Raw genomic sequence first — 17,162 nt, 5'->3', positions numbered from 1 at the left:
TTCTCTCCTTCACCCAGCCTTATGGCACCCTTCCGGCTACGGATTTTCACCTCAAACGCAACTTCAGCTCACGACCTGACTATAACCCAAGGACAAAGACCATGATGACCAAACCACAGGTTAAAGAACGGGCCGAAGAACAAGCTTCGGCTATGACAGAAGACCAGAAGGCTGCAATCCGCATGCTGGCCAACGATCTTCACCGCCTCAACCATGCTGTTATGAAAGCCGTTGATGCAGGCGTATCCGTTGAGTTGGTGCGCTCCGCCCGCCATCATGGCGGCGAAGGCCAGTGGGGTGATCTGCTGACACCAGTTGTTGTAACCCGCAGTTAAAACCAAGCATCCTCCCTGCTGTCCTGTCCTCTCATAAAAAGGCGGGACAGCACCGTCTTTCTCAGGTTCGGCTCCATCCCCCCAACCACCCTTCCCGCATTTCCTCAGGGTGGTATTTTTAAGTGTCTAAATCAAAAAGCGGCTGGCATGAGCGAAAATGGCGGTTTGCGAGCATCGGAACGGAGCGTACTTCTGCATAATCCTTTCATCGTACGATGGAAGATAAGATTATGCAGCAACTAAAGATCATGGCGTCCTTTGCACGTCCTATGGACGTGCGGCGCCATGTGTACGTGAGTACCGAAGCACAGAAAATTGCCATTTGCAGCCATGTCAGGTGATTTTAGATCAGACACGAATGGAACCGCACAATCGCAGGCTGCCCTGATATCATGACTGATTACCTTGCATTATCCTCAAATTTTCCAAGGTATTTCCGGGCAGCCTGCGTATTTCAAAAGCGATTATTTTCCGCAGTTCCCGCCAAAAAATATTTTTGACAACAGGACTTACGCTTACACACACAAATGCTACTCTGTTTGTTAAAGGTCACATGAGAAGCTATAGTGACCTTAACGTAAACAGCTATCCGGTGATTAATGCCTGTCACACCTACTGAGAAGAAAAAACCGCGCAAAACTGTACGCCGCGGCACACCAGCCTATGTCAAGTCGCTGCGCGGCGTCAAAAACTGGAAAGAAGCTTCTGAATGGCTGGCATGGCGCGATATTGAAGATATTGAATGCATCACCCCCGATCAGGCCGGTGTTGCCCGCGGCAAGATGATGCCGTCCAAAAAATTCATCTCCAATTCCACACTGGCTTTGCCATCCGCTGTCTTTATGGTCACGATTTCCGGCGACTATCCGGATGACGGTCACGGCTTTGTCTATCCGGAGGATGACGGCGATTTGCGTCTTGTCGCCGATCTCTCAACCCTCACCGTTGTACCGTGGGAATCTGACCCGACGGCGCAGGTTCTGTGCGACCTCGTTTATCAGGACGGTCGCGTAGCAGAGTTTACCCCGCGCAATGTGCTGAAGCGTGTGGTCGATGAATATGCCAAACTCGGCCTCAAGCCGGTTGTAGCGCCGGAAATCGAATTCTATCTGGTACGCAAAAATCCCGATCCCGATTATCCGCTCACTCCGCCGGTTGGCCGCTCAGGTCGCGCTATTGGCGGTGGTCAGGGCTATTCTATTGCCGGCGTCAATGAATTCGACGAACTGATTGACGATATTTATCATTTCTCCGAAGCGCAGGGGCTGGAGATTGATACGCTGATCCACGAAGAAGGTGCCGGTCAGCTGGAAATCAACCTGCGCCACGGTGATCCGATTGAACTGGCCGATCAGGCTTTCATGTTCAAGCGCACCATCCGTGAAGCAGCACTCAAACATGATATGTATGCGACTTTCATGGCCAAGCCTATTCAGGGTCAGCCGGGTTCTGCCATGCATATTCACCAGTCTATTGTCGATAAAAAGACCGGCAAGAATATCTTCAGCAATGAAGACGGCACCGAGAGCGAAGCATTTTATCATTTCATCGGCGGCATGCAGAAACATGTGCCGAATGCCTTGGTGATGTTTGCGCCTTATGTGAATTCCTATCGTCGCCTGACACCGGATGCCTCTGCGCCGGTCAATGTCAAATGGGGCTATGATAACCGCACCACCGCCCTGCGCGTGCCGCGTTCAGACCCGCAAGCACGACGTGTGGAAAACCGCATTCCGTCTTCCGATGCCAATCCTTATCTGGCGCTGGCAGCTTCGCTTGCCTGTGGCCTGATCGGACTGAAAAACAAGATCATGCCGGATGCACCTGTTGCTACATCTGTCAACCGTAATGAGGTGGAACTGCCGCGCGGTCTGATCGAGGCAGTCAACTTGTTTGAAGAAGATGCGGAACTGAAATCTCTGCTCGGCGAAAGTTTTGCTACCACCTATGCCGCGATCAAACGCGCAGAGTTTGAGACTTTCATGGAAGTGATCAGCCCGTGGGAGCGGGAATATCTGCTGCTCAACGTATAATATTCCTTCCGGCATATTGCTTTTAATCAATGTGCCGGAACAATTTCTGCCGGACTATAGACTCGTGTCTGCATGAAAAAGCGGCAGGCCGTGGCGAAAACGGTGATTTCGAGAACCGGCGCGCAGCGTACATAAAAGTACGTGAGCACCGGAAGCGCAGAAGTCGCCGTTTACAGACCGGCATGGTGACTTTTAAATCAGACACATTTTGCTCTCCGACGTATAGGCATCTCATGCAGCAGTCACAGCATTATCAGAGCCCGATTTCTCCAGGACTGTCATGGTATGAGGCAAGTATCAGTGAGCGGCCGCGCTATCCCGAATTTGACGGATCAGTCCAGACGGATGTCGTTATTATCGGCGGTGGCTATACCGGCCTGTCTGCGGCCTATCATCTGGCGGTTCAGGGCATTAATGTCGTGTTATTGGATGAAGCGCGCTTCGGTGACGGTGCATCAGGCCGCAATGGCGGCCAGCTGAATACCGGCCAGCGCTGCGGTGCGGAAGATCTGGAAAAGCAATATGGTTTCGACCATGCCAAAGCACTTTTTGATCTGGCGGAAGAAGCCAAACATCATCTTTTAAGCTTTGCCGTACAGCATAATATCGACATGGAATATGTGCAGGGGCACATGTCTGTGACGCATAAACAGCGCTATGACAAACAATATAAAGCCCATAGCGAAATTATGGCTACACGCTTCAACTATCCGCATCTGCGCTATATGGAACGCGATGAAGTTGCCGAAAAACTCGGTTCAAAACGCTATTTCGGCGGCACCTATGACAGCGGTACCGGCCATATTCACCCGCTTAAACTTCTGATCGGGCTGGCGAAAACCACATCTCAGGCGGGCGCGAAACTCTATGAGAACAGCAAAGCCACCGGCATTACCTCATCCAATGGCCGTGTGATCGTCAAAACCGCACGCGGCATCATCAATGCGGAAAAAGCCCTGATCGCAGTCAATGCCTATGGCGGCAATCTGGAGCCGGTCAGCGCAGCCCATGTGATGCCGATCCGCTCGTTTATCGGCGCGACTGTGCCGCTGGATGATACATGCCACGTTTTACCGGGCGGTGAATCCGTCGACGACTCCCGTTTTGTGGTGCGTTATTTCCGTCGTTCTAAAGACGGGCGGCTGCTATTTGGCGGACGCGAAGCCTACACGGCCGATAATCCGCGTGACATTACCACCCATATCCGCCGCCAGATTACGGAAATCTATCCGCAACTCCAAGATATTGAGATCACGCATAGTTGGGGTGGCTCGGTTGGGATTACGATGCCGCGTCAGCCTTTTGTGCGCGAGGTTATGCCCAATGTCATCAGCGCAGGCGGCTATTCCGGCCATGGCGTGATGCTCGCCAATTTTATGGGTAAACTCTATGCCGAGACGGTGACCGGCAATCGCGAACGCCTGCGCCAGTTTGAAATGCTGAAAGTACCGGCATTTCCGGGCGGTCGCACATTCCGTGCACCGCTGCTTTTCCTTGCGCTCTCATGGTTTGCCATGATGGATCGCATATAAACCACTAATCAATGACAACAGCCCGCCGGTTATGTGTAACCGGCGGGCTGTTTTTGTTTTACAGGCTGTAGCCGCCGTCCACATCAACAGATGTACCGGTGACAAATGCGGCTTCATCACTGGCCAGCCACAGAGCGGCATTGGCAATATCATCCGGCTTAGAGAAGCGCCCGAGAGGAATGGAAGCTTTGAGCGCTTCACGAGCATCCGGCGTATCCTGACCGAGGATCAGTTTCAGTGTTTCGGTTTCACTCTCCACCGGACAAATTGCATTGACGCGGATTTTATCATCGGCCAGTTCCAGCGCCATGGATTTAGTCGCGCTCATCACCCAGCCTTTGGATGCATTATACCAGGTCAGGCCTTTGCGCGGATGCTGTGCACCGATGGACGCTGTGTTGATAATCGCACCGCCGCCCAGCTTACGCATCACCGGCACAACTGCCAGCGTGGACAGATACAGCGCCTTCATATTCACAGCTGTAATCAAATCAAAACTATCTTCCGGCACATCAGTCAGCAGCATGTTTTTATAAGCAAAACCGGCATTATTGACCATAATATCAAGACGGCCGAATTGTTGCAGCGTCACCCCGACCAGCCGTTCAACATCATCTTTCCGCGATACATCCACAGCAAGCGGCACAGCATTTTTTCCGATAGAACTTGCAACATCATTAGCACGTTTCGGATTAATATCGGCAACGGTTACTTTCGCGCCCTCCAGCGCAAAACGACGGGCAATTGCCTCACCGAAACCAGAACCGGCGCCGGTCACAATAGCCACTTTATCTTTCAATCGTGCCATACTCTTCTCCAGAAACTTTCATTACAATGCAAATCAGTCATTCCAATGCATAAAGCATTTCAGACCTTAAGGGAATCTTGCAGGAGAAAGCGCCGGTTTTCTGTTTGCCCAAGTATAAGTACCCGTAAAATTAACATTTTTAAATCGATTCATTAAATCGATTTAAAAAGCCACTATTGTCAACGCTGTTATTTCGCTAGATTATAATGCAAATCACTGCTTCGACTATCGTTCCGTTCCCGGACCAAATCCCACCACTTTCTCTCCATATCCTGAGATATTCTTTGAACTCATCAGGAAAACGCGAATAAAGAGACAGGTTCATGACCAGCCAGACAATTCCGGTAGAGCCCTTTGACTGCATCGTTTTCGGCGGCTCAGGCGATCTTGCCGAACGTAAACTGATCCCCGCTTTATACCAGCGCCAGCGTGCCGGACAATTCAGCGAACCGACCCGTATTATCGGTGCATCCCGCAGTGAAATGGGCGATGCCGAATATCGTGAATTTGCCCGCAATGCCATTCATGAACATGTCAAAAAAGACGAGATTGATGAAGCGCAGATCGAACAGTTTCTGCAGCGCATCTCCTATGTAGCAGTTGATGCCAAGTCCGATCAGGGCTGGCCTGCGCTGAAAAAACTCATCAAAACCAAGCCGGCGGATATCCGCGCTTTTTATCTTGCTGTCAGCCCGAGCCTGTTCGGCGATATTGCCCAGCGCTTGCAGAGCAATGATCTCATCAGCGATCACACACGTATCGTCGTTGAAAAGCCGATTGGCCGTGATCTGGCGTCCGCACAAATCCTCAATGACACGATCGGCAGTGTTTTCCGCGAAGACCAGATTTTCCGTATCGACCATTATCTCGGCAAAGAAACAGTGCAAAATCTGATGGCGCTGCGTTTTGCCAATGCGCTTTATGAGCCGCTGTGGAACTCAGCCCATATTGACCATGTGCAAATTACTGTTGCGGAAGCTGTCGGACTTGAAGGACGTGCAGGCTATTACGACACAGCCGGTGCGCTGCGCGATATGGTGCAGAACCATATCCTGCAATTGCTGTGCCTTGTCGCCATGGAGCCGCCGGCTTCACTGGAAGCCGACGCTGTGCATGATGAAAAAGTTAAAGTGCTGCGCTCGCTCGTGCCTGTTACCGTCGATAATGCGCAGGAAAATACTGTGCGCGGCCAGTACCGCGCCGGCGCTTCTGCAGGCGGGCCGGTGAAGTCCTATCTCGATGATCTGGAAAGCAATACCAGCAATACCGAAACCTTTGTCGCACTGAAAGCCGAGATCGGCAATTGGCGCTGGGCGAATGTACCGTTTTATCTGCGCACCGGCAAAAGACTGGCCGAACGCGTTTCAGAAATTGTGGTGACGTTCAAACCTATTCCCCATTCGATTTTTGAAAGCAGTGCAGGACAGATTATTGCTAATCAGCTGGTCATCCGCCTGCAGCCGGATGAAGGCGTAAAACAGTGGATCATGATTAAAGATCCGGGTCCGGGTGGTATGCGTCTGCGTCATATTCCGCTGGATATGAGCTTTGCGGATTCTTTTGACGAGCGCAATCCGGATGCCTATGAGCGGCTGATTATGGATGTCGTGCGCGGCAACCAGACGCTGTTCATGCGCCGCGATGAGGTTGAAGCCGCATGGCGCTGGATTGACCCTATTCTGGAAGCCTGGGAGAGCAATGAACAGAAAGTTCAGGGCTATACATCCGGCACATGGGGGCCTTCCGGTTCTATCGCCCTGATCGAGCGTGACGGCCGTACTTGGCATGATAGTCTCTGACGAGACCGAGGGCATGACAGTCTCTGAGGAGACTGGGATACAAGAACCGTAATAAAAATTGAGGCCGGAGCACCGCTAAAAAGGCAGGAAATGAATACCGTCTGAGGCGGTATTCTGTATAAAGATACAAAATGACTGCGCCACACTCCACATAGGGGTGTAAAGGCGCAGAAACACTGATGGAGACTGACATAACCAATATTGAAAGGCATGATTTTGCAGAGCCATCCGCTTTGGCGCTGCAATTAGCCGGGACAATCGCGGATCAACTGAATAAAGCAGTCGCGGCCAAAGGACAGGCCGTACTCGCTGTATCCGGCGGTACAACGCCGGTACAATTGTTTGAGGCGCTCTCCATGCAGGATGTGGCATGGAAACAGGTTACGATTACTCTTGTCGATGAACGTTTTGTAGCGCCGGACAATGACCGTTCGAATGAGAAACTGGCGCGCGAACATCTTTTGCAGAACAAAGCGGCGCAGGCCGTTTTTGTCAGTCTTTATATTCCTGCCCAGACAGCCAGTGTTGCTGCGGTTACTGCTGCAAACCGCATTGATGCACTGCCGAAACCCTTTGACGTTGTGGTTCTCGGCATGGGCAATGACGGTCATACCGCCTCTTTCTTCCGTGGCGGCAGCAGGCTGGATCAGGCCATTGATCCGACAACCCGTGCTGTTGTGCTGCCAATGCAGGCTGAAGGCGCAGGCGAACCGCGTCTGACCCTTACCCTGCCGGTGATTGCAAATGCCGATCTGCTGATCCTGCATATTGAAGGGCAGAAGAAACTGGCTGTTCTGGAAGAAGCACTGGCCAGTGATTTCAGCGAAGCAGATATTAATCTGATGCCCGTACGCGCCGTTTTTGCCCATGCGAAACAAGCCGTACAGCTTTACTGGGCACCATAAACCCAAAGCGATTACTGCATTATCCGCTCATTCTCCGTTGATATACGGCCGGAGAATGAGCCGCATTGTGCTTCCTTTCTCCCCTGTCCATTCCCGTGCGCTTTATAGACGCATCAGCCTTTTTCCACTCTTTCGCTATACTTACTTTCCGTATATTAAAACATTTATTAAATCGGTTTAAATATTAATGCGCATGACCGGTTTCTGACCGGTACGGGAGACTGAAATGACCGTGAATCAAACCCTGCAGGCGATTACAAACCGGATTATCGAGCGCTCCCGCCCGACCCGTGAAGCCTATCTGGGGCGGATCAGTGAAGCTGCATCACGAAAGCCTGTACGTACTGCGCTTGGTTGCGCCAATCTGGCTCATGGTTTTGCGGCCTGCGGCCCTTCCGACAAAGCGGGACTGGCAGGCGATCAACTGCTCAATATCGGCATTATCACCGCTTATAATGATATGCTTTCTGCGCATCAGCCATTTGAGACGTTTCCGCAGCTTATCAAGCAAGCCGCGCGCGAGGCAGGCGGTATTGCGCAGGTTGCCGGTGGCGTGCCTGCAATGTGTGACGGTGTTACGCAAGGTTTTGCGGGCATGGAACTGTCACTATTCTCCCGTGACGTTATTGCCATGGCCACTGCCGTTGGCCTGTCCCATGATATGTTTGACGCTGCCGTCTATCTCGGCGTGTGCGACAAGATTGTACCGGGGCTGGTGATCGGCGCCCTTACCTTTGGTCATTTGCCTGCGATTTTCATTCCGGCAGGGCCTATGACATCCGGCCTGCCGAATGATGAAAAAGCCCGCATCCGCCAGCTTTATGCGGAAGGCAAAGTCGGTCGTGCAGAATTGCTGGAATCCGAGTCCAAATCCTATCACGGCCCCGGCACCTGCACTTTCTATGGTACAGCCAATTCCAATCAGATGCTGATGGAAATCATGGGACTACATATTCCGGGTTCATCCTTCATCAATCCGAATACGCCATTGCGCGATGCGATGACGAAGGAAGCCGCCAAGCGCGCTTTGCAGATCACCGCCTGCGGCAATGATTATACGCCGGTCGGCGCAATGCTGGATGAGCGCTCTTTCGTCAATGGTGTTGTTGGCCTCAATGCCACCGGCGGTTCCACCAACCACACCATCCATCTGATTGCCATGGCCGCAGCCGCAGGCATCAAACTGACATGGCAGGATATCTCCGATATTTCGGCTGCTGTGCCGCTGCTTGCCCGCGTCTATCCGAACGGACTGGCTGATGTGAACCATTTCCACGCCGCCGGCGGCATGGGTTATCTGATCCGTGAATTGCTGGATGCCGGTCTGCTGCACGAAGATGTGCGTACCGTCTGGGGTGAGACTCTACGCGACTATACGATTGAACCGGCGCTCAATGCGGATGGCACGATTGCCCGTAATCCTGCCCCTGAAATCAGCGCTGATGCCAAAGTTCTGGCCAAAGCCAATGCGCCTTTCCAGCCGGATGGTGGCATTAAAGTGCTGAGCGGCAATATTGGCAGTGCTATCATTAAAGTTTCGGCCGTCAAGCCGGATCGCCATGTGATTGAAGCGCCTGCAAAGATCTTCCACGATCAGTCGGAAATGCAGGATGCTTTCAAGGCAGGCAAGCTCGAAGGTGATTTCATCGCCGTTGTCCGCTATCAAGGACCGAAGGCTAATGGCATGCCGGAACTGCACAAGCTGATGACTGTGCTTGGCATTTTGCAGGATCGCGGACAGCGCGTGGCACTTGTGACAGATGGCCGTCTCTCCGGTGCATCCGGTAAAGTGCCTTCTGCCATTCATGTCACTCCGGAAGCCCTTGATAATGGTATGATTGCGAAAATTCAGGAAGGCGACATTATCCGCCTTGACGCCGTGCAAGGCACCCTGTCTGTTCTGCTGGGCGGGGATGAATTGCAATCGCGCAATATTGAAACACCTGATCTTACCCGTAATCATTTCGGCATGGGACGGGAATTGTTCTCCGCATTCCGGCATATTGCAGGCCATGCGGATCAGGGCGCATCAGTTTTCTGATTAACCGAAGCAATAACAATGGGTCACAGTTACATTATCTGTGACCCGTGCAAAACCGAGCCCTTGATAAAACGCATATGCGCTTTCCGGTGCATTCGTGGTCAGGCAAGAAAAATGTTCTGCAGCATCATCCAAGATATACCGGACAAGAGCAGAACCAACACCGTTCCTACGAAAACGCTGCGCCACATAGAGATGGCGGACACGTCCCTGCTGCGTATCAACATTGTATGGATCAATATTACGCCCGCACACACCGGCCAACTCATCATTGATAAATCCTGCGATTAAGATTTCACCATTCTGATCAAACAGGTTAGCGCCACTCTGCCAGTTATCCCGCAGGCGTTGCAACATACGCTGTCCCTGCGCCACACTCTCGGCAAGCAAAGCAGCATAATCATCACCGAACGGGGCAAAAGGCAGGATTGTCAGCATCACCATTGATTCTCAAAAATACGGGCGCAACAATATTTTGCTGCGCCCGTGACAGTCATAAGACTGATCCGAATTTATGCGTAAAAACACTTTAGAACTTTAGTGCTTTCGCACAATTTCAAAATTTCGGTGCCTTAACACCGGCTGCACGGCAAGCGGCGACCAGCGTATTGGCCATCAGCATTGCAATGGTCATAGGACCGACACCACCCGGAACCGGCGTAATCGCACCGGCCACTTTTGCAACCGCGGCATAATCCACATCACCGACGAGACGGGTTTTACCCTCGCCCTTTTCCGGGGCATCAATGCGGTTAATACCCACATCAATCACAGTCGCACCCGGTTTGATCCAGTCACCTTTGACCATTTGCGGGCGGCCGACCGCTGCCACCAGAATATCAGCCGTGCGTGCCAAAGCTGGCAGATCTTTAGTGCGGCTATGGGCAACAGTAACGGTGGCATTGGCTGCAAGCAGCAAATTCGCCATTGGCTTGCCAACAATATTGGAGCGGCCAATAACAACTGCTGTAAGACCGGACAGGTCACGGCCAAGCTGACGCTCAATCATAATCATGCTGCCAGCCGGTGTGCATGGCACAAAAGCACTGTCCACAGCGCCGGTGCCGAGCTTGCCGACATTGATATAATGGAAACCGTCAACATCTTTATCCGGCACAATCGTCTGGATGACACGACCTTCATCAATATGTTTCGGCAGCGGCAACTGCACCAGAATACCGTGAATGGCAGGATCATTATTGAGACTGTCGATCAGATCCAGCAGATCCGCCTCAGATGTATCTTCAGTCAATGTGTGCTGTACGGAGTGGAAGCCGCATTCGCGTGCCTTGCGGCCTTTGGAGGCGACATAGACCTGACTGGCCGGATCTTCCCCGACGATCACCACAGCAATACCAGGCTTTATGCCGGTTGTATTTAACAGGTCGGATGTTGCGGATTTAACCGCCGCCACCACATCTTCTGCCAGCAATTTACCATCGATTACTTTTGCGCCGCTCGTTTCAGTCGTCATCTCACAACTCCGTCAGACAAAAAAACAATGCAAGGCCGAAATTGCGGGATCACAAAGCCACGCGCTCACATCCTGCCCCCGCATAATCTGCCAGCGCGATGATGACAATCAAAAAACAGTCATGCTATCGGAATAACGGCATCAACGTGACGAATTTTCATTCTGTCTGGCATTGGCCAGCTTCTCGTGCTCACGCAATGCCTGCCGGATTTCGGCCAGTGCATGGGAAAGGTCTGTGGCTTCCGGAATAGCCTGATCTGCGACTGCATTGCCGAGTGCATTTTTGCGCATGGCAGCATAGGTTTTGGAAACCGGCTGGTGCGTTTCCGCAATAGCCTCTTCCGCCGGTTGCTGTTTCAGCTCCTGCGGTTCCGCATCAGCCTGTCTCACAGGCATCTGCCTTGCCACAGGCGCGACAGGAATTTGCCTTGTGGCTACCGGCTGCGCAGGCTGATCCGCAGCGGTTTCAGCTTGTTTGCCGCGCTTTATAAGGCCGGACAGGTTCAGCCACAGTTTTTTGAACAAAGAAGATGACGCAGCCGGTGCAGGTTCGGCAAGCACAGCTCTCTCAGCTTTTGCCGGTGTCTGTGCGGGAGCCTGTGCCGGAGCCTGCGCATGGCTGCGCAGCGGCTGCACACCAGTACGCCCCATTGCGGCGCGCGCACGGTAAGCGCGGGAACGCTGAATATTCAGGCCAAAATCCTGCGGTGCATAGGCCAAAAGCGGTAATGTGCCGGAAAATTTATTATCACGCTCCATAATGCCGCCCCGTCTTAAAATTTATTTACACAGTCATTCATAATATGCGCCAGAGACGCAGGCATAATATGCGCCAAAGACACAGGCATAATATTCGCCGGATACACAAACGGCATCCGGTATCAGAGTGCTTTGCCTCTTCTCCGCGCATTTCCAAAGCCGACCAGAACCGAAAGGGCTTTGGAAATCCCATGTCCGAAAAGCCTGTTCCGTCCGAAAAAACGGACTCAAAAGAACCTGACCGACCGGAATAAAATTCACAGCAGATCATGAATGCTTTTCAAAACTGTTCGCAGATAAGCGACACGCCAGAAGCAACGCATTTCACAATGTAAATCACGTTTACCCGTTACGCCTTTGCAGCGCGGCGAAGCCGGTGCAAATCACTCTGCCTTATGGTTAACAAAACCTTAATGACTCTGGCAACCACTATAAGAAATAAATTTCACATTTATCTGATTAATGTGACACAACCGCCATCTCGAAGCAGGAATATCACTCTGCACAGCGAACGATATTTCCATCTGCCGGTGTAATGTTCTATGGTCGGGCAAATCACAGGAGAGGCATTTGATGGCAAATAACACTGTTGTTCTGGTTGGTTGCGGCAATATGGGATTTGCCATGCTGCAAGGATGGCTCTCCTCCGGTAAATTACAACCTTCCGACGTGACAGTGGTTGAGCCGGCAGACGGTTTGCGTGAACGCGCAGCAAAACTCGGTGTCAAAGCGCTGCCGGACAGCACAGGGATTAGCGACTCTCCGCAACTGATTATTATTGCGGTCAAACCACAGGTTATCCAGGACATTCTGCCTGCCTATAAAAACCATGCATCTGCCTCGGCTTTTCTCAGTGTGGCTGCCGGCACACCGGTTGCCTTGTTCGAGAAAATTCTGGGCACACAGGCAGCGATCATCCGCTGTATGCCAAACACACCTGCAGCGATCGGCAAGGGTATGATGGTGACATTTGCCAATCGTAATGTGCAGGCAGATGTAATGCGCTTTACCGAAGAATTACTGGAAACCAGCGGTCAGGTCGCACAGGTCAAAGATGAAAACCTGATGGATGCCGTAACCGCAGTATCCGGCTCCGGCCCCGCTTATGTATTTCATTTCATTGAATGCCTCACACAAGCTGGTGTAACCGCCGGTTTGCCGCAGGATGTTGCTGCCATGCTGGCCATGCAGACAGTTTACGGTGCAGGCGCTCTCGCTGCAGCAAGCACGGATACGCCATCGCAATTGCGCATTAATGTCACCAGCCCTAACGGGACAACGGCAGCTGCCCTCGAAGTGCTGATGGGCGACAACCGCCTGCAAAATCTTGTCAGCGAAGCGGTTGAAGCTGCCCGTAACCGCTCTGTTGAACTCGGAAAAAGCTGAAACACAATACTGCATTTCCACGGGGAGAGAGGACGAGGCATCTTCTCTCTTTTTGTATTTTAAAAAGATTTTTCTTTTTTACAGCATTATCCGAAAGTACGATAATATCGGGATTTACCAGAGCGATATTTTCGTTACTCTGACAGGCACGATCTTTGTTTCACGATCGTCTTTGCGGGTTAAAAACCCTAACAAAATGCAGGCTGAAACAGCCGTCCATTATAGAACTGTCATATAATCAGGCGATAATCAGCCGGCACTTTCCGGTTCAGGCTTTAATGCCGGAAACAGATTTATATTTTCAACGGCCTGTCTGTACGCCGCAAACACAGAAACAGGCATTTTTTCAAATTACTGCGAACTCCATGCAAGGAAAGTTTGCAGTAAGCAGCCCGACAGAGGAGACAGGAATGTCAAGTTTACTGCCGCCGCTCCATAACGGACATGCATCAATTTATCTGCTGAACGGTTTTCACGAAGCTGTTCATGCCTATGAAGACTGGGATATGGCCGGTCAGGAGCCTCACGTTGCCGTTTACGGAAAATCCGTGCGCATCAGTGTAATTTTCCGCCGCCTGACTCAATGTTCAGACCGGCTTCCGCAACATGTTCTGCAGTCGTTAAAGGCAGCGATACCGCATATTATGCAATATCAGCCCGCAGACTTCCCCGCCACCTATGCAGATGCTTCAGGATTACTGCGTCAGGCACTGCGGAATTATACACGCAATCCGGTGATCGCTGCGCGTTTCAATTAAACGGTGCTCCGCCCTCCCAAAATACAACAGACGGGCAGATTTTTATCTGCCCGTTTTCCATTTTACATGAGTAATATTTCTCACTTTCCGACAAGACCTTTAAGCTGCTATAGGCAATTCTTATATGTGGTCGCAGGGCTGCGATCAGCAAAAAACATCAGCCGATCCGGCAAAGGTTAGTCATGCAAAAGCCGCAAATTAAAGCATTCATCATTCATCTGGAGCGCGCAACAGAACGCCGTGCACAGGTGAGTGAACTGATCTCCCGGTTACCGGTACCGGCAGAAATCATTACGGCTGTTGATGCAAAACAGCTGGGTGATGCAGATGCCGCACAAGCCTATCAGACGCGCCTGCACAAGCCTTATTATCCCTTCCGCCTGAGCCGCAACGAAATTGCCTGTTTCCTCTCGCACCGTAAAACATGGCAGACAATCATCGATCAAAATCTGGATGCAGCACTTGTACTCGAAGATGATGTGGCGCTGACAACCGACTTCCCTGCGGCCTTTAAGGCAGCCATTGTGGTTGCCGAACAAGGCGGACTGGTGCGTCTGCCGTTCCGTTCTGACCGTGAGACCGGCGCTGTTGTTTTTGAACAGGGAACAACGAAAGTCATTCGTCCGGTACCTGTCGGGCTTGGTATGGTAGCACAGCTGATTACCCGTGATGCCGCGCAGACCTTGCTAAAAGCGACAGAAAGATTTGACCGCCCCGTTGATACTTTTGCCCAGATGAACTGGGTAACCGGATTGCAACCGCTTTCTGTCGTGCCGGGTGGCATACAGGAAATATCAGCCAATCTGGGCGGCAGCACCTTGAAACAGAACCGTTCTCTGGCGCATAAACTGCACAGAGAACTGATGCGGCCTTTCTACCGGCACAGCGTCAAAACCTATTCCCGCAAATCCGGAAAAGCCTGATGAAATCTTCCGCTATTCCCATTCTTCTTTATCATTCGATTGATGTACCGCCTGCGTCTGACAAGCCGTTCCGCAGTCTGCATGTGCATCCGAACCGGTTCCGTTCGCAGATGCGCTGGCTGAAAAGACTGGGTTATCAGGGATTGTCCATGCACGATGCCCGCCCTTATCTTGAGGGCAAAAAACAGGGTAAGGTTGCGGTTATCACGTTTGATGACGGTTTTCTCAATGTCTATCAGCATGCCATGCCCGTGCTGAATGAGCTGGGTTTTACCGCCACCAATTATTTTGTGGCCAATCAGATCGGCGGACGCAATGAATGGGACATTCCGAAAGGTGCTGTTGAAATTCCCTGCATGAGTGCTGAGCAATTGCGCGACTGGGCTGCACACGGCCATGAAGTCGGCGCGCATACACTTGACCATATTTATCTGCCCGATGCGGATTTGCAGGAAGCAGAACGGCAGATCGCCGGTTCCAAGAAAGTTCTTGAAGAAATACTCGGCGCTGAAGTCACCAATTTCTGCTACCCTTATGGCGGCGAAACACAGGCTGTACGCGATATTGCCAGACAAGCCGGTTATGTTCATGCAACCACCACGAAACGCGGTCATGCCCGCGCAACAGATGATCCGTTTGGCCTGCCGCGTCGCTATATCCGCCGCACCGATGGCGGATTGCTGTTTTTGAAAAAGCTCTTCGGCCTCTGATTGCCGGAGAGACAACTTTTGCTCCGGTTTAATTTAAAAGAAAATTACTTTATCGCAGAATTGCAAAAACGGATTACATTACTATAAACTAGGGACAAGCTGTAATATTTTTCTTACAGATTACAGTATGCCTCCTGAAGCCGGATATATGTTTTGACTGTATTGCCTTCTGCCTGCACTGACCGCCCGCATTCTCAAAACCGGCAAAAATCCATCATCATTATCGGAGGCGGTTTCTCCGGTGCTTCTCTGGCTTTTCATCTGGCGGCAATCACCGATCCGGCAAATCTTAAAATTACAATCATAGAACCGCGCCCCTCTCTTGGTGCCGGACTGGCTTACTCTACAAATGAGGATGCCTTTCGTCTCAATGTTCTCTCCGACCGGATGAGTATATTTTATGAGGACAAGCCGCATTTTGCCCGATGGATGGAAGAGCAGCACAGCCTGAGCAATGATCCGGGAGCAATGACGGAAAACGGCCAGATTTATGCAAGACGCAGCACTTTCGGCACCTATATGGCAAAGCAGCTTGCCCCTTTGCTTGCGAGCGGCCAGATGCAACATATATGTGCCAGCGCTGACAGCGCCAAACGCTGCCCGTCCGGCCGGTATCAGGTTACTACAGATAAAGGCGAAATACTGGAGGCGGACTTTCTGGTGATTGCCGCATCGCATCCGCTGCCTGCTCTTCCTGCACCATTGCAGAAACTTCAGCAATCCGGTGATAGTCATACAAAAGGACTGATTGCCAATCCTTATCAGACAAACGCCCTCGGACAGTTACTGCAGGAGACAGGTAAAGACAGTTCGGTTCTGATTGTCGGTGCCGGTCTGACATCGGCCGATATGGTGGCAGGTCTGTCGCAACACGGACATCGCGGCAATGTCACGGTTTTGTCCCGTCACGGTCTGCGCTCCCGCTCCAATCTGCGGCTCAAAGCCGATGAGCCAAAACCGCCGCGCTTTTTCGGCGACTTTCTCAACCCTGCGGAAACATCTGCAGTGCGATTGCTCCATAATATCCGCCGGACAATCCGCGAAGCGGCACAGCAATCAGTGCCATGGCAGTCAGTGATTGATACTTTGCGGGATCAGGGCGGCGAGATATGGCATGCTCTGCCGCTCAGTGAGCGCAAGCGCGTTGTCCGGCATCTGCGCACTTTCTGGGATGCGCATAGGTTTCGCTTAGCAACACAAACAGATGATGCCCTTGATGAACGCTGCCGCTCGGGAACACTGAAATTTCTCGGCGCGCATCTCACGGATGCTGCACGTGCTGATAACGGCCACGGCTTTATCGTGACCTATCGCCTGCGCGGACAATCCGAAACAACCACACAGCATTTTGACGCCATTATTATCACAACCGGCCCTGCACATGGCGATATTATCGGCCAGTGCCCGCCATTGGCAATGCTGCGGGAAGACGGTCTGATTGAAATGGATCCTACCGGTCTCGGCCTGCATACAAGCCGGACAGATCAGACAGATTCAACCATGCGTGCCGTCGGTAAAGACGGCTGTATTGCTGATAATCTGTTTATCGCCGGCCCCTTAGCCCGCGGCACATTCGGGGAATTAATGGGCGCGCCTGAAGTAACACGCTACACAGAAGCATTAGCAGAAGTGATAAGACAGGCAGCAGATAGAGCGTGTCGCGTTTAACTGCGCTCGCTCTGTCTCTTTATTTTACGCA

At 51.8% G+C, this 17,162-nt stretch carries 15 protein-coding genes; 11 read left to right on the top strand and 4 right to left on the bottom strand.

What is annotated here, in order from left to right; genetic code table 11:
* Positions 1-101: 101 nt before the first annotated feature.
* The 3 genes from HBA93_RS09585 (at position 102) to HBA93_RS09575 (ending at position 3,900) form a co-directional block, all read left to right on the top strand.
* The gene (locus tag HBA93_RS09585) at positions 102-335 is read left to right on the top strand and encodes an SMc00767 family acetate metabolism repressor (protein ID WP_022710500.1); all 234 of its coding nucleotides are present in this window, start codon (positions 102-104) and stop codon (positions 333-335) included.
* 599 nt (positions 336-934) lie between these two features.
* Positions 935-2,368: a glutamine synthetase family protein gene (locus tag HBA93_RS09580; RefSeq protein WP_116086925.1), complete on the top strand. Its 1,434-nt coding sequence runs from the start codon at positions 935-937 to the stop codon at positions 2,366-2,368.
* Between the two features lie 233 nt (positions 2,369-2,601).
* Positions 2,602-3,900, top strand: a complete 1,299-nt coding sequence (locus HBA93_RS09575) for an NAD(P)/FAD-dependent oxidoreductase (RefSeq protein WP_221723124.1) — start codon at positions 2,602-2,604, stop codon at positions 3,898-3,900.
* 58 nt (positions 3,901-3,958) lie between these two features.
* Here HBA93_RS09575 and HBA93_RS09570 read toward each other — a convergent pair whose 3' ends face one another.
* A complete protein-coding gene (locus HBA93_RS09570; protein ID WP_121993768.1) occupies positions 3,959-4,708 on the bottom strand; it encodes a glucose 1-dehydrogenase in 750 nt (249 codons plus the stop codon).
* 323 nt (positions 4,709-5,031) lie between these two features.
* On the opposite strand from HBA93_RS09570, the gene zwf reads away from it, so the two are divergent.
* The 3 genes from zwf (at position 5,032) to edd (ending at position 9,453) form a co-directional block, all read left to right on the top strand.
* On the top strand, positions 5,032-6,507 hold the full coding sequence (zwf, locus tag HBA93_RS09565; RefSeq protein ID WP_121993767.1) for a glucose-6-phosphate dehydrogenase: 1,476 nt from the start codon (positions 5,032-5,034) through the stop codon (positions 6,505-6,507).
* 179 nt (positions 6,508-6,686) lie between these two features.
* Positions 6,687-7,412, top strand: a complete 726-nt coding sequence (gene pgl / locus HBA93_RS09560; RefSeq protein ID WP_075654390.1) for a 6-phosphogluconolactonase — start codon at positions 6,687-6,689, stop codon at positions 7,410-7,412.
* Positions 7,413-7,638: 226 nt separating this feature from the next.
* Positions 7,639-9,453 carry a phosphogluconate dehydratase gene (edd, locus tag HBA93_RS09555; RefSeq protein ID WP_221723123.1) on the top strand — a complete coding sequence of 605 codons (1,815 nt, stop codon included), beginning with the start codon at positions 7,639-7,641 and terminating at the stop codon, positions 9,451-9,453.
* Here the strand turns inward: edd and HBA93_RS09550 are convergent, their stop codons facing one another.
* From HBA93_RS09550 to HBA93_RS09540, 3 genes are all read right to left on the bottom strand, one after another.
* Positions 9,454-9,897: a GNAT family N-acetyltransferase gene (locus HBA93_RS09550; protein WP_221723122.1), complete on the bottom strand. Its 444-nt coding sequence runs from the start codon at positions 9,895-9,897 to the stop codon at positions 9,454-9,456.
* A 112-nt stretch (positions 9,898-10,009) separates the two neighbouring features.
* Positions 10,010-10,927: a bifunctional methylenetetrahydrofolate dehydrogenase/methenyltetrahydrofolate cyclohydrolase FolD gene (gene folD, locus HBA93_RS09545; RefSeq protein ID WP_221723121.1), complete on the bottom strand. Its 918-nt coding sequence runs from the start codon at positions 10,925-10,927 to the stop codon at positions 10,010-10,012.
* Positions 10,928-11,068: 141 nt separating this feature from the next.
* Positions 11,069-11,686 carry a hypothetical protein gene (locus HBA93_RS09540; protein WP_221723120.1) on the bottom strand — a complete coding sequence of 206 codons (618 nt, stop codon included), beginning with the start codon at positions 11,684-11,686 and terminating at the stop codon, positions 11,069-11,071.
* 573 nt (positions 11,687-12,259) lie between these two features.
* Between HBA93_RS09540 and proC the strand changes: the two genes are divergently transcribed.
* The 5 genes from proC (at position 12,260) to HBA93_RS09515 (ending at position 17,131) form a co-directional block, all read left to right on the top strand.
* Positions 12,260-13,072 (top strand): pyrroline-5-carboxylate reductase, encoded by an 813-nt coding sequence (gene proC / locus HBA93_RS09535; RefSeq protein WP_221723119.1) that lies wholly within the window; start codon positions 12,260-12,262, stop codon positions 13,070-13,072.
* A gap of 410 nt (positions 13,073-13,482) precedes the next feature.
* Positions 13,483-13,830 (top strand): BRA0787 family protein, encoded by a 348-nt coding sequence (locus HBA93_RS09530; protein WP_221723118.1) that lies wholly within the window; start codon positions 13,483-13,485, stop codon positions 13,828-13,830.
* Positions 13,831-14,012: 182 nt separating this feature from the next.
* On the top strand, positions 14,013-14,753 hold the full coding sequence (locus HBA93_RS09525; RefSeq protein ID WP_221723117.1) for a glycosyltransferase family 25 protein: 741 nt from the start codon (positions 14,013-14,015) through the stop codon (positions 14,751-14,753).
* Entirely contained in the window at positions 14,753-15,463 is a 711-nt protein-coding gene (locus HBA93_RS09520) for a polysaccharide deacetylase family protein (protein ID WP_221723116.1), read from the top strand. Before HBA93_RS09525 ends, HBA93_RS09520 begins: the two co-directional genes overlap by 1 nt.
* Before the next feature lie 153 nt (positions 15,464-15,616).
* Positions 15,617-17,131: an FAD/NAD(P)-binding protein gene (locus tag HBA93_RS09515; RefSeq protein WP_221723115.1), complete on the top strand. Its 1,515-nt coding sequence runs from the start codon at positions 15,617-15,619 to the stop codon at positions 17,129-17,131.
* Positions 17,132-17,162: the final 31 nt, after the last annotated feature.

This window comes from Ochrobactrum sp. SFR4, from assembly GCF_019730395.1.
Classification (GTDB): Bacteria; Pseudomonadota; Alphaproteobacteria; order Rhizobiales; family Rhizobiaceae; genus Pseudochrobactrum.
This window is presented reverse-complemented; position numbering and strand designations above follow the sequence as displayed.